We start from the raw sequence: 13468 nt of genomic DNA on the forward strand, positions 1-13468 counted from the left end.
GGCCGCCGATCGCCCGGCCGACGCCCCCGCCGCGTCGCAGCCCGCTGCGGTGCCCCCGTCGGACGAGCCGACCGAGAAGCAGGACGCGCCCGCCGCGGCATCGGACAAGACCCCGGCGCCGAAGGCCGCCAAGGCCCCGGCCGAGAAGATCGAGGCCGCGCCTGTTCCCGCTGGTCCGACGCCTCCGGCCAAGACCGCCAAGTTCGTGGAGAAGTTCCTGGCGCGCCACGGCGGGTCGGCGGACGTCGTCCTCCAGCCGGTCGGTCGCCGCGGCGTCCGTATCACCCTCGTGGGTGCCGACGGCGTCCTCGGGGACACGATGGTGGACTCGCTGTCCGAGGCCGAGGCGGTCCGCGACGGCATCTCCGGCCTCACCGGCTCGGATTGGACCCGCGAGCTCGTGTCGCGCACCGATGTCCCGGCCGGGCACTGGAAGCGCATGGCGGGATCGGGCGCCCTGGTCTGACCGCCCGGGCGCCGGACCCGCTCCCGGGCCCGGCGCCGGAACGCGAGAATCCGCTACTCCACCCACGGATCCGCTACCCGTACAGGGGTAGCGGATCCGGGTCCGGGGTAGCGGATTCCGGCGTTCCAGGGCGTTTCGGGGCGCTGGCGCGTGCGTCGACCGGCGCCCGCCCGCTCCGGCGCCCGCCCACTCCGGGGTCGGTCAGCGTGCGGCGGACGCGGGGATCCGGTCGCGGATGACCCCGGCGGCCCACAGGGCGCCGGTCACGGCGGTGATCGCGCCGGCCAGGGTCACGTGCGCCACGACGAGGACCTCCGGGACGCCGAGCTGGTACTGGGTGATGCCGATGACCGCCTGCGCGGCGATGAGCCCGATGAGGATCGCGCACCGCCGGATCGCGGGCCCCTCGGTCCGCAACGCGATGAGTCCGCCGAGCAGGCCGATGAGCAGACAGACGTAGCCGATCATCAGCTCGGCGTGGAAGTGGACGAGCCACTGGATAGGCAGCTGGAGGCGGTCGGCGGCCTCGATGCGGGCATCCCCGGCGTGGGGACCGGCGCCGGTGACCATGGTCCCGGTCGCGAGGACGCCGGCGAGCAGGACCGCCGACAGGGCCGTGAGCCAGGCGAGCGGCCGGGGCACCACGCGCTTCGGCGGGGCGGTGTCGTCCTCTCCGATCCGGACGTACAGTACCGCCGCCACCCAGGCCAGGAGCATGGACGGCAGGAGGTGCAGCGCGACGGTCCACCACACGAGGCCGGCGAGCACGGTGATGCCGCCGATGACGGCCTGCGCGACGATTCCCAGCGGCATCGCGAGGGCGAGCACCTTCAGCTCGGTGCGTCGCCCCGCGCGGAAGACCGCGAGGATCAGGGCGGCGGCCACGGCGACCAGGACGAACGTGAGGAGTCGGTTGCCGAACTCGATGGCCTGATGGATGGCGGGCCCGGCGCCGGGGACGGGGACGAAGCTGTCCTGGTTGCAGCGCGGCCAGGTCTCGCATCCGAGCCCCGAGGCGGTCACGCGGACGGTGACGCCGGTGGTCATGATGCCGATCTGGGCGATCACGTTCGCCAGGGCGATGCCCTTCTGGGCCCGCAGGGACGGCATCGGCAGCCGGGAGAGCGGACCGCCGGATCCCTTCGACGCGGGCGCGGCCGGGGCTCCGGAGGTCGGGGCGTGCGATGTCGAGGTCACGGCCCCGATTCTAGGCCGCGCGGCGTCGGCCTCTGCTATCAGGTGAACGAGAAGTGACGCACGGCAAACCCGCCGCAGACGGCGGTCCACAGGGCCAGGGACAGCGCGGCCAGGGCGGGGACGCCGCCGCCGGTCGCGGTGACCAGTGCGGTGGTCAGCGCGTAAGAGGGGACGACGACGAGGAGGTCGTGGACCGCGGTGGGGAGATCGACCACCCCGATCGCGAGTCCGGCCCCACCGATGAGGACGAACCAGATGAGGTTGGCCAACGCGAGGACGATCTCCGCGCGCAGGGTGCCCCCGAGGAGCAGTCCCATCGAGGAGAACGCGACCGAGCCGAGGGCCACCGCCACGGCACCGAGCGCGAGCCCGGCGAGGTCGGGACGCCATCCGAGGACGGCCGCGATGGCCCCGAGGATGACGGCCTGCCCGGCCACCAGCACCAGGGTCGCGAGCATCTTGCCCGCGATGATGACGGCCGGCGGCAGCGGGGTGCCGCCGAGGCGTTTGAGGGCGCCGTAGCGCCGGTCGAAGCCGACGGCGATCGCCTGCCCGGTGAACGCGGTCCCCATGACGGAGATGGTCAGCACCGCGGTGATCGCGTGGTCGATCCGGGGTTCGGGCACGGCGCCGAACTCGATGGCGGTGAGGCCGAACAGGATGGCGACGGGAATCACCAGCGCCACCAGCAGCTGCTCGCCGTTGCGGAGGAACAGCGCCAGTTCCATGCGGGTCTGTGCCGCGGCCATCCGGGCGACGGACGCCGGGGCGGACGGCCGGGCGAACGTGCCGGGGGCGAAGCGGTTTCCGTCTTCGGGGGCGTGGGTCATCGCAGTTCCCGTCCGGTCAGGTCGAGGAAGACCTCCTCGAGGCTCCTGGTGCGGGTGGCCAGGGAGGTGAGCTGCACGCCGGCCCGCTCGAGCGCGGCGCACATCGCTGTCATGAGGGCGGGGGAGACGGGGCCGTGGACCTCCAGCACGCCGGCCGCGGTCCCCGCGGCGACGGTGTGCTCGCCGCCGAGGACGTCCGCGAGCAGGGACGGGGACACCTCGCCGTCGACGACGAGGGTGACCCCCTCGGCGGTCCCGGCGCGTTCGAGCTCCGCCGGGCTGCCCGAGGCGACGCGCCGTCCGTGGTCGACGATCACCACCTCGTCGGCGAGGGACGCCGCCTCGTCCATGAGGTGGGTGGTGAGCAGGACGGCCGCGCCGTCGCGACGCAGCGCGTGGACGAGGTCCCACACGGCCCGCCGTGACTGGGCGTCGAGGCCGGCGGTGGGTTCGTCGAGGAACACCAACTCCGGCCGCCCGATCACCGCCATCGCGAGGGACAGGCGCTGCTGCTGCCCGCCCGACAGGCGGCGGTAGGGGGTCCTCACGTGGTCGCGGAGGCCGAGTTCGCCCAGGAGCCAGTCCGGGTCGAGGGGGTCCGCGTAGTAGGAGGCGACGAGGTGGAGCATCTCGCCGACCCGCGCGGCCGGGTAGGCGCCGCCGCCCTGCAGCATCATGCCGATGCGGCTGCGCACGCGTTGGCGGTCGGTCACCGGGTCGAGGCCGAGCACTCGGACGGTTCCGGCATCGGGGCGCACGAAGCCCTCGCAGATCTCGACCGTGGTGGTCTTGCCGGCACCGTTCGGTCCGAGTAGCGCCATGACCTGACCGCGTTCGAGCCGCAGGTCCAGGCCCGCGACCGCGGTGGTGGCGCCGAACCTCTTGACGAGTCCCTCGACGTGCAGTGCGGGGGAGTCCGTCGATGAGGTCACGGATGCCGATTGTAGGCCCGCCCGGCTAGCGGTACCGCAACAGCCCCGGCCACCGGAAGAGGGCGATCAGCAGCACCGCGACGATCACGACCGTCGCCGTCCACGCCTGGACGGTGACGAACGGCGGCAGCCCCGCGCCGGGCGGCAGGGTGAAACAGGCGAGGAAGGCGCTGACCGCGACCACCGGGACGCGGAACTCCCACCGGGACGCCCACGCCGCGAGGGGGACGAGCGCCCAGAGGATGTACCAGGGATGGACCACGGGGAAGCACAGCACGATCGCCGCCATGGAGACCCCGAGCCCGCCCACCGGGTCGATGCGGCCGGCCTGGACCGCGAAGAGCATGCGGACGGTGAAGGCGCCGGCGATCACGAGGGCCGCGGTCTGGACCATCACGAGGATCTGCGCGGTGTGGTCGCCCAGCCCGAGGTACTGACCGATCCCGCCGACCAGCACGCCGAGGGCGGTCGGTGGGGACAACCAGCTCCGCAGCGAGGTCGCGGCGCCCAGCTTGGTGACCCAGCCGAGGCCCGACGAGGTGGCGGCCATGGCCACCCCGGTGGTGACGCCCGAGAGGAGGACCATCACGGCCGCGGCCCGGATCGTGGCCCGCCAGTCGCCACCCCATCGGCGGGCGAGTGCCATGCCGACGAAGCCGAGGGCGACGATGGTCGGCAGCTTGACCAGGGCCGACCCGGTGATGAGGACGGTGCCCAGGACGAAGAGCGGGATCGTGCCGCGCCCGCGGCCCGCGTGGTCGACGGCGCGGAGGGCCAGCACCAGGCCGACGGCCAGGAGGCCCATCATCAGGGACTCGGAGTGGATGCCGGAGACCAGGTGGAACAGCACGAGCGGGTTGGCGACCGCCAGCCACAGTGCCGCCACGTCCGACACGCCGCAGTACTCGGCCAGTCGCGGCACCGCCCAGCCCAGCATGAGGATGCCGATCACGGCCACGACGCGGTGCAGGACGGTCCCCGTCACCACGTCGTCGCCCGTGAGCGTGTGGATGGCCTTCTGTACGCCCAGGTAGAGCGGTCCGTACTGGTTGGGCGTGTCGCGCCAGATGTCGGGGACGTTGATCGTGAGCGCGTGGCCGGTCCCGAGCGCCGAGACCGGTCCGCGCTCGTAGGGGTCGTCCAGCGCGTTGCCGATGGCGCCCTGGGCGAGGTAGCTGTAGACGTCCTTGCTGAACATCGGGGGCGCGAGGGCCAGCGGGAGAGCCCACGAGGCGATCACCCTGTCGAGGGTCGCCCGGTCGATGCGCCCGCTCATCCGGCCCCGGCGATCGCGCCCCAGCACGTACGGGGCGAGGAGCAGCCAGCAGAGCGTCACCACGACCATCCCGGCCATGACCACCGTCATCGAGGACTGCTGGAGGCGGAGCCAGAGCCCGAAGAGGCGCTCACCGGCGATCGGGTTCTGCAGCACCGGCAGCGCGCCCGCGCCGAGGGCTCCGACCGCCATAGCGACGGACGCCGTGGTGCCGATGCGCCGGATGCGCCTCAGTCGCGCCATCTCCGCGGACGGCGGGGAGCCGGTGGACCGCTCCTGCGTGTGGAGCCGTGAGGTGACCGAGCCCGCGCCGCGTGTCGGGACGTCGCGTGCCATCGTCTCGTCCCTCCTCCACCTGGAGCCGTCGGGCAGGTCGGCGCCCCGAGGGGCGCGCCCGGGGGTGGGGGAATAATTCCGAAACGAAAGTGTTGCGTAATATCAGGAGGTGCGCCCCGCCCGGGCGCACAGAGCATATCCGGAAGGGAGTGGCGTATGAGCGTGCAGCACGCGATGGACAGCGGTACGCGCCCCGACACGCGCTCGACGATCCGGGAGCTCCTGCTGGAACGCGGAGCGCTGACCGCGGCCGAGATCGGACAGGAACTGGGGCTCACCGCCGCAGGGGTCCGACGCCACCTGGACCACCTGGTCGAGGCTGGCGAGGTGGAGGCCGCGCGCACCCGTCCGGCGGGGACCCGCGGTCGCCCGGCCAGGGCGTTCCAGGTGACGGCCACGGGCCGGAGCACCGCACGGCACGGGTACGATCACCTGGCGGTCGAGGCCTTGACGGCACTGCGGCGCATCGGCGGCGCGGAGGCGGTCTCGGAGTTCGCCCGCGAGCGGGTGCGCTCGGTCATCGGACACGTCCGACCGGCCGAGGGGGCCCATGACGTCGAGCGCGCCGCGACCGACATCGCCGTGGCGTTGTCGAAGGCGGGCTACGCGTCCTCCGTGGAAGACGCCGGGAGGGGGCTGCAGATCTGTCAGCACCACTGCCCGGTGTGGAACGTCGCCTCCCGGTTCCCCGAACTCTGCGAGGCCGAGCAGGAGGTGGTGTCCGAGATAGTGGGCACCCACGTCCAGCGTCTCGCGACCATCGCGGGCGGTAACTGCGCCTGCACCACGAACATCCCGACCGGGACCGTGACCGCGGAGGATCTCGCGGCCACGATCCCCGCACCGGCCGGCGCATCCGCGCCGGCACCGACCGCCGAAAGGACAGTGCGATGACCATCACCCCCGATCAGGTGACGGCCGACGTCACCGAGCCGACCACCGATGAGGAGCGGATCGCCTCCATCGGCCAGTACAACTACGGCTGGCACGACTCGGACGATGCCGGTGCCGCCGCGCAGCGAGGCCTGTCCGAGGCGGTCGTGCGTGACATCTCCGCCAAGAAGAACGAGTCCGAGTGGATGCTCGACAAGCGGCTCAAGGCTCTGAAGATCTTCGAGAAGAAGCCGATGCCGAAGTGGGGCTCGGACCTGTCCGGGATCGACTTCGACAACATCAAGTACTTCGTCCGGTCCACGGAGAAGCAGGCCACCAGCTGGGAGGACCTGCCCGAGGACATCAAGAACACCTACGACAAGCTCGGCATCCCCGAGGCCGAGAAGCAGCGGCTCGTGGCCGGCGTGGCCGCGCAGTACGAGTCCGAGGTGGTCTACCACCAGATCCGCGAGGACCTGGAGAGCCAGGGTGTCATCTTCATGGACACCGACACCGCGCTCAAGGAGCACCCGGAGTTCTTCGAGGAGTACTTCGGCTCGGTCATCCCCGCTGGTGACAACAAGTTCTCCGCCCTGAACACGGCGGTGTGGTCCGGCGGCTCGTTCATCTACGTCCCCAAGGGCGTCCACGTGGACATCCCGCTGCAGGCCTACTTCCGCATCAACACGGAGAACATGGGCCAGTTCGAGCGGACGCTGATCATCGTCGACGAGGACGCGTACGTCCACTACGTCGAGGGCTGCACGGCGCCGATCTACAAGTCGGACTCCCTGCACTCCGCGGTGGTCGAGATCATCGTCAAGAAGGGCGGCCGCTGCCGCTACACGACCATCCAGAACTGGTCGAACAACGTCTACAACCTCGTGACCAAGCGCGCCCGTGCCGAAGAGGGCGCCACCATGGAGTGGATCGACGGCAACATCGGCTCCAAGGTCACCATGAAGTACCCGGCCGTGTGGCTCACCGGTGAGCACGCCAAGGGCGAGGTGCTCTCGGTGGCGTTCGCCGGCGAGGGCCAGCACCAGGACACCGGCTCCAAGATGCTGCACCTGGCGCCCAACACCTCGTCGAACATCGTCTCCAAGTCGGTGGCGCGTGGCGGTGGACGCTCGGCGTACCGCGGGCTGATCCAGATCAACCCCGGCGCCAAGGGCTCCAAGTCCAACGTCGAGTGCGACGCCCTGCTCGTGGACAACATCAGCCGGTCCGACACCTACCCCTACATCGACATCCGCGAGGACGACGTCACGCTGGGGCACGAGGCCACGGTCTCCAAGGTGAGCCAGGACCAGCTGTTCTACCTCATGAGCCGCGGCCTGGCCGAGGAAGAGGCGATGGCCATGATCGTGCGCGGGTTCGTCGAGCCGATCGCCAAGGAGCTCCCCATGGAGTACGCGCTCGAGCTCAACCGCCTGATCGAACTGCAGATGGAAGGATCGGTGGGCTGACCCCATGACCGACACGACCACCCCCGAGACCGGGTCCGCCCCGGCCCCCCTCACGGACCGCTACGGCGTCCCCGTCGACGCGACGAAGGGTGACCAGTTCACCTCGTACGACGTCGGCGCGTTCGAGGTCCCCAGCCACAAGGACGAGATCTGGCGGTTCACCCCGCTGCGTCGCCTGCGCGGTCTCCACGACGGCTCCAACGTCACCGCGACCGGTCGCCTGACGGCGTCCGTCGCCGAGCGGGAGGGCCTCACCGTCGAGACCGTCGCGATGGACGACAAGCGCGTCGGCGAGGCCGGGGCGCCCCGCGACCGCGTGGCCGCGCAGGCGTTCAGCTCGGCCACCGAGGCCTCGGTCATCACCGTCGCCAAGGAGGTCGTGCTCGACGAGCCCGTGTACGTCACCGTCGATGGTCCGGGCGAGGGCGAGTTGGCCTACGGCCACACCCAGGTCCGCCTCGAGCCGTTCGCCAACGCGACCTTCGTCGTGGACCAGCGCGGTGGCGGCACGATCGCCGAGAACGTCGAGTTCATCGTGGGCGACTCCGCCCACCTCGAGGTCGTCCTCATCCAGGACTGGGACGACGACGCCCTGCACCTGGCCGGACATCACCTGCAGGTCGGCCGCGACGCGACGCTGACCTACACCACGGTGACGTTCGGCGGCGAGGTCGTGCGCATCTCCCCGTTCGCGCGGTTCACCGCGCCCGGCGGCACGGTCACGCTCAACGGCCTGTACTACGCCGACGACGGGCAGCACCTCGAGCACCGCCTGCTGGTCGACCACTCGGTTCCCAACTGCACCTCGCGCATCCTGTACAAGGGCGCGCTGCAGGGGGACGCCTCGTCGAACCTCCCGGACGCGCACACCGTCTGGATCGGCGACGTCCTCATCCGGGCTGCGGCACTGGGCACCGACACGTACGAGATGAACCGCAACCTCGTGCTCACCGACGGCGCCCGCGCCGACTCGGTGCCGAACCTCGAGATCGAGACCGGCGAGATCGCCGGTGCCGGCCACGCCAGTGCCGTCGGCCGGTTCGACGAGGAGCACCTGTTCTACCTCATGTCGCGGGGCATCCCCGAGGACGTCGCCCGACGCCTCGTCGTCCGCGGGTTCTTCGGCGAGGTGATCAACCGCATCGGCGTGCCCGAGGTGCGCGAGCGGGTCACCGAGGCCGTCGAGCTGGAGCTGCAGTCCTCCGGCGTCTGACCGAGCCCGCTAGCCCCCGATCATCCCCCGAAGACTTCTCACACAGATTGCGAGCACACCAATGACCACTCTCGAGATCAAGGGCCTTACGGCCCGCGTCGCCGCGACCGAGGACTCACCCGAGACCGTCGAGATCCTCAAGGGCGTCGACCTGACCATCGAGTCCGGGCAGACCCACGCCATCATGGGCCCGAACGGCTCCGGCAAGTCGACCCTGGCCTACGTCATCGCCGGCCACCCCAAGTACGAGGTCACCGGCGGCACCGTGACCCTGGACGGCGAGGACGTGCTGTCCATGGAGGTCGACGAGCGGGCCCGCGCCGGCCTGTTCCTGGCCATGCAGTACCCCACCGAGATCCCCGGGGTTTCGACCGCCAACTTCCTGCGCACCGCGGCCACCGCCGTGCGCGGCGAGGCGCCCAAGCTGCGCCACTGGGTCAAGGAGGTCAAGGAGGCCATGTCCGACCTCGACTTCGACCCCGCGTTCTCCGAGCGCAGCGTCAACGAGGGCTTCTCCGGCGGCGAGAAGAAGCGCCACGAGATCCTCCAGCTCGACCTGCTCAAGCCGAAGATCGCCGTGCTCGACGAGACCGACTCCGGCCTCGACGTGGACGCGCTGCGCGTGGTCTCCGAGGGTGTCAACCGCTACAAGGCGGAGGAGAACGGCGGCATCCTGCTCATCACGCACTACACGCGGATCCTCCAGTACATCAAGCCCGACACCGTCCATGTGTTCGTCGACGGCCGCATCGCCGCCTCCGGTGGCGCGGAGCTGGCCGACGAGCTCGAGGCGAACGGGTACGAGAAGTACCTGACGCCCGCCACCGCCTGATCGGAACAGCTGGGAGAACATGACCTCGACCCTCGACCTGACAGCAGTCCGCGCGGATTTCCCGATCCTGTCGCGGACGGTCCGTGACGGAAAGCCCCTGGTCTACCTCGACTCCGGGGCGACGTCGCAGCGCCCGATCCCGGTGCTCGACGCCGAGCGGGACTTCCTCCTGCACTCCAACGCCGCGGTCCACCGTGGCGCGCACCAGCTCGCGGAGGAGGCCACGGACGCCTACGAGGGCGCCCGCGCCGACATCGCGCGGTTCGTCGGGGCCGACGTGGACGAGCTGGTCTTCACCAAGAACGCGACCGAGGGGCTCAACCTCGTGGCGTTCGCCCTGGGGGACCAGCGGTTCGGCGACCACGCCGTCGGCCCCGGCGACGAGGTCGTCATCAGCGAGCTGGAGCACCACGCGAACCTGGTGCCGTGGCAGGAGCTGTGCCGGCGCACCGGCGCGACCCTGCGCTGGTACGGCGTCACCGACGACGGGCGTATCGACCTCGACTCGCTCGAGCTCACCGACGCCGTCAAGGTCGTCGCCGTGACGCACCAGTCCAACGTGACCGGCGCGGTCACCGACGTGACCCGCGTGGTCGAGTCGGCCCGGAAGGTCGGCGCGCTGGTCGTGCTGGACGCCTGCCAGTCGGTCCCGCACATGGCCGTGGACTTCCACGATCTGGGCGTCGACTTCGCCGCCTTCTCCGGACACAAGATGCTCGGCCCCACCGGTATCGGCGTCCTCTACGGTCGTCGCGAGCTGCTCCACGCGATGCCGCCCGTGCTCACGGGGGGATCGATGATCTCCACCGTGACGATGGAGGAGTCGACGTTCGCCGAGCCGCCGCAGCGGTTCGAGGCCGGCGTGCCGATGGTGTCGCAGGCCGTCGGCCTGGCCGCGGCCGTGCGCTACCTCGAATCGGTGGGGATGGAGACCATCGCCCGCCACGAGGAGGCGCTCACCGTGGCCGCGCTCGAGGCGCTGCAGCAGATCCCGGGCGTCCGCATCGTCGGACCGGAGAACATGGTCTCCCGTGGCGGCGCGGTCTCCTTCGTGGTGGACGGCATCCACGCGCACGACGTGAGCCAGGTGCTCGACGACGACGGCGTCGCCGTGCGGGTGGGCCACCACTGCGCGTGGCCGCTGCACCGGCGCCTCGGCGTCCAGTCCACGGTGCGGGCATCGTTCGCGCTGTACAACACGCTCGACGAGGTCGAGACGTTGGCCCGGTCCCTGCGCCGTGCCCAGGAGTTCTTCGGAGTCGACGGGGGTGGTCTGAAGTGAAACTCGAGCAGATGTACCAGGAGGTCATCCTCGACCACTACCGCCACCCGCACCACAGCGGGCTGCGGGAGCCCTTCGGCGCCGAGGTGCACCACGTCAACCCGACGTGCGGTGACGAGCTGACCCTGCGGTTGCGCTTGTCCGAGGATCTGGCCACCGTGGAGGATGTGTCCTACGACGCACAGGGATGCTCGATCAGCCAGGCGTCGACCTCGATGATGGCCGACCTCCTGGTGGGCCGTCGGGTCGAGGAGTCACTGGAGGTCGTCGACGCCTTCCAGGCGATGATCTCCTCCCGCGGCCAGGACGAGGGCGACGAAGAGGTCCTCGACGACGCGGTCGCCCTGGCCGGGGTGTCGCGGTACCCTGCGCGCGTCAAATGCGCCCTGCTGGGCTGGATGGCGTTCAAGGACGCCCTCGGCCGACAGACCGAACACCATCAGGAGTGATGTGACATGACCGAGCAGATGACACCTGCCAACGATCCGACGGTCGACGACCCCATGTCGGCCGCCGAGAACGACACGCCCGCGGGCACCGCCTACAACGGGGAGTTCCGCCCGGACCCCAACCGGCCCGAGCAGTCGGAGGAGGACCTCGCGCTCGTCGCCGACATCGAGGAGGCCATGCGTGACGTGGTCGACCCCGAGCTCGGCATCAACGTCGTCGACCTGGGTCTGGTCTACGACATCTGGGTCCGCCCCGGCGAGACGGAGGGTTCGACGATCGCGCGCATCGACATGACGCTGACGTCGGCCGCCTGCCCGCTCACCGACGTGATCGAGGACCAGGCCCGCTCCGCGACCATCGGCTCCGACCTGGTCAACGAGCTCGAGCTCAACTGGGTCTGGATGCCGCCGTGGGGCCCCCAGATGATCACGGACGAGGGCCGCGAGCAGCTGAGGGCCATCGGCTTCACCGTGTAGCCCGCCTCGCGGCGATCACCGCCGCGACGCCGCGAGCCGACGAGCGCTCGCTCCGTTCCGACGGGGCGGGCGTTCGGCGTTCCACCCGGCCACAGGATGCTGGCGCGCCCCCGGAACCGGGATCGGTGGATTGGCTGTCGCGTACGGCACCGGCTTACCCTGTGGACATGTCACCTTCCGCTGACCCCCTGGCCGCGGGCCGACCGGACGACAGCGACGGGGCCGGTGTTCCCGCGGCCGGGACGCGGCTCACACGAGCCGTGGCCACAGCGGTCCTCCCGCCGTCGATCCTGCTCGCGCCGCTGTCGGGCTTCCTGCTCTACATGGTGCACGCCACGGGCAGCGATCAACCCTGGCACGTCTGGAACCTCCTGTGGACCGCGTTCGACATCGGCGCCGAGGGCACCGTGGCGGTGTGGTTCGCCTCGACGGTCTGGCTCCTCGTGGGCGTCCTGGCGGCCCTCGCCGCCGTCACCACCGACCGCTTCCACGCGTCGTGGTGGCTCTTCTCCGCGGTCGCCGTGACCGCCTCCGCCGATGAAGCGGGCGCACTCCACGAGCGGCTCTTCGTGGTGGGGGACCGGATCGCCCCGCATCTGCCGTTCGACACGTTCTACAACTGGGTCATCCCCGGCGCCGTGCTCGCGCTGATCGTCGGCGGTGTGCTCATCCGGCTGGTGCTCGCTCTCCGGCGCCCGGTCGCACTCTCGTTGATCGCGGCGGCCGCGATCTTCCTCACCGGCGCGCTGGTGATCGAGAGCCTCACCGGGCTCGTCGACCGCGAGATGGGCGCGACGTCGACTCTCTACCTCACCCTCATGTACATCGAGGAGACGTTCGAGCTCGTGGGCGTGGCGAGCGCCGCGGTCGCGCTGTCGTCGATGTTCCGCGTCGTACGCCGTCCGGGCGGCCTGTCACTGACCTTCGACGGGTTCCGAACCCGCGCCGCCTGACGCCGTCGCGCGACCGCGGGCGGGGCGACGGAGGACCGCCGCCACCATCCCGGCCTTGTCGCGCACGGGCATGCTCACCCACATGCCCCACATCGCGGCGGCCACCTGGTATGACGGGCTCGCCGCGTCGAGGAACCACCGCTGGTGGCGGCCGTCGAGGCGCCCGAACGCCGCGAACAGCGCCCGGAGGGTCCGGTCGTCCGCACGGAGCAGAGCCCGCAGGCCCACACCGTGAAGCGTCGTGCTCAGAGGGGATCGCGGCTCGGGAAGCGGGTAGCCGGCCCCGAGCGCGAGGACGGCCGCCGGGACGGCAGCGAGCATCGCCGCGACCGAATATCCCGTCGCCGCGTGTCCGTGCCCGCCCGCGGTACCGAACGCCTCGACCAGCGGGTCCTCTGATCCGCCCGGTCGCGGCAGCAGTGGGATGCGTACCCGCTCGACCGACAGCGGCTCCTCGATCGCCGCGCGGGACACCCCCCGACCCGCCAGGCGCGAGCGCAGCCTGCTCGCCAGGACGGCGGGATCCGGGGCGGGCAGTCCCGCCAGACACGTCTCCTCGAGAAGGACCCGGTCCGCGGACAGGGGGATGGCGTACAGGAAGCTGGGGCCGATCTCGTCGTCGTCGTCGTCCCGGTCACGCGCATAGTCGGTGCGCCAGTCCATGAACAGGGCCGCCTCGCCGCCCAGGGCCGGCGCCGCGTCCGCGGCGTCAACCACGATGCCGTACGCCGTCTGCAGCGGCCCCTGGTTGAGCCGCCCCCCGGCGCCGCGACAGTCCACCACGCGGTGCGCGCGGGCGGTCAGGGCGCGCAGGCCCGCGTCGTCGACCGCCTCCCGCTCCACGGTGACCCCCGCGCCGAGCGGCAGGGCGCGCCGCAGGGCG

The 13468-nt window shown here is 71.2% G+C and carries 14 protein-coding genes; 9 read left to right on the plus strand and 5 right to left on the minus strand.

What is annotated here, in order from left to right:
• On the plus strand, nt 1-466 hold a 466-nt coding region (locus G6030_RS02515), incomplete at its 5' end, for a hypothetical protein (protein WP_187701470.1).
• A 201-nt stretch (nt 467-667) separates the two neighbouring features.
• Here the strand turns inward: G6030_RS02515 and G6030_RS02520 are convergent.
• The 4 genes from G6030_RS02520 to mptB are packed head-to-tail and all read right to left on the minus strand — an operon-like array spanning nt 668 to nt 5037.
• Complete coding sequence (locus tag G6030_RS02520; RefSeq protein WP_347238552.1) at nt 668-1663, minus strand: COX15/CtaA family protein; 996 nt, start codon at nt 1661-1663, stop codon at nt 668-670.
• Nucleotides 1664-1701: 38 nt separating this feature from the next.
• Nucleotides 1702-2493, minus strand: coding sequence for an ABC transporter permease (locus G6030_RS02525; protein WP_182642103.1), 792 nt, complete (start codon nt 2491-2493; stop codon nt 1702-1704).
• Complete coding sequence (locus G6030_RS02530; protein ID WP_182642104.1) at nt 2490-3425, minus strand: ATP-binding cassette domain-containing protein; 936 nt, start codon at nt 3423-3425, stop codon at nt 2490-2492. Before G6030_RS02530 ends, G6030_RS02525 begins: the two co-directional genes overlap by 4 nt.
• Before the next feature lie 25 nt (nt 3426-3450).
• On the minus strand, nt 3451-5037 hold the full coding sequence (gene mptB, locus G6030_RS02535) for a polyprenol phosphomannose-dependent alpha 1,6 mannosyltransferase MptB (protein ID WP_182642105.1): 1587 nt from the start codon (nt 5035-5037) through the stop codon (nt 3451-3453).
• 156 nt (nt 5038-5193) lie between these two features.
• Between mptB and G6030_RS02540 the strand changes: the two genes are divergently transcribed.
• From G6030_RS02540 to G6030_RS02575, 8 genes are all read left to right on the plus strand, one after another.
• A complete protein-coding gene (locus G6030_RS02540) occupies nt 5194-5931 on the plus strand; it encodes a helix-turn-helix domain-containing protein (protein WP_182642106.1) in 738 nt (245 codons plus the stop codon).
• Entirely contained in the window at nt 5928-7379 is a 1452-nt protein-coding gene (sufB, locus tag G6030_RS02545; RefSeq protein ID WP_182642107.1) for a Fe-S cluster assembly protein SufB, read from the plus strand. Before G6030_RS02540 ends, sufB begins: the two co-directional genes overlap by 4 nt.
• Nucleotides 7380-7383: 4 nt before the next feature.
• Nucleotides 7384-8592 carry a Fe-S cluster assembly protein SufD gene (sufD, locus tag G6030_RS02550; protein WP_182642108.1) on the plus strand — a complete coding sequence of 403 codons (1209 nt, stop codon included), beginning with the start codon at nt 7384-7386 and terminating at the stop codon, nt 8590-8592.
• A gap of 61 nt (nt 8593-8653) precedes the next feature.
• Nucleotides 8654-9424 carry a Fe-S cluster assembly ATPase SufC gene (gene sufC, locus G6030_RS02555; protein ID WP_007626481.1) on the plus strand — a complete coding sequence of 257 codons (771 nt, stop codon included), beginning with the start codon at nt 8654-8656 and terminating at the stop codon, nt 9422-9424.
• Between the two features lie 19 nt (nt 9425-9443).
• Nucleotides 9444-10706, plus strand: a complete 1263-nt coding sequence (locus tag G6030_RS02560; protein ID WP_182642109.1) for a cysteine desulfurase — start codon at nt 9444-9446, stop codon at nt 10704-10706.
• Nucleotides 10703-11155 (plus strand): Fe-S cluster assembly sulfur transfer protein SufU, encoded by a 453-nt coding sequence (gene sufU / locus G6030_RS02565; protein ID WP_063935169.1) that lies wholly within the window; start codon nt 10703-10705, stop codon nt 11153-11155. The genes G6030_RS02560 and sufU overlap by 4 nt, the downstream gene beginning before the upstream one ends.
• Nucleotides 11156-11161: 6 nt before the next feature.
• Nucleotides 11162-11632, plus strand: a complete 471-nt coding sequence (locus G6030_RS02570; RefSeq protein WP_007626475.1) for a metal-sulfur cluster assembly factor — start codon at nt 11162-11164, stop codon at nt 11630-11632.
• Between the two features lie 167 nt (nt 11633-11799).
• Nucleotides 11800-12585, plus strand: a complete 786-nt coding sequence (locus G6030_RS02575; RefSeq protein ID WP_241724109.1) for a hypothetical protein — start codon at nt 11800-11802, stop codon at nt 12583-12585.
• Here G6030_RS02575 and G6030_RS02580 read toward each other — a convergent pair.
• On the minus strand, nt 12547-13468 hold a 922-nt coding region (locus G6030_RS02580; protein ID WP_182642110.1), incomplete at its 5' end, for a lycopene cyclase family protein. The genes G6030_RS02575 and G6030_RS02580 overlap by 39 nt on opposite strands.

The organism is Dietzia sp. E1, from assembly GCF_014145015.1.
Lineage (GTDB): Bacteria > Actinomycetota > Actinomycetes > Mycobacteriales > Mycobacteriaceae > Dietzia > Dietzia cinnamea_A.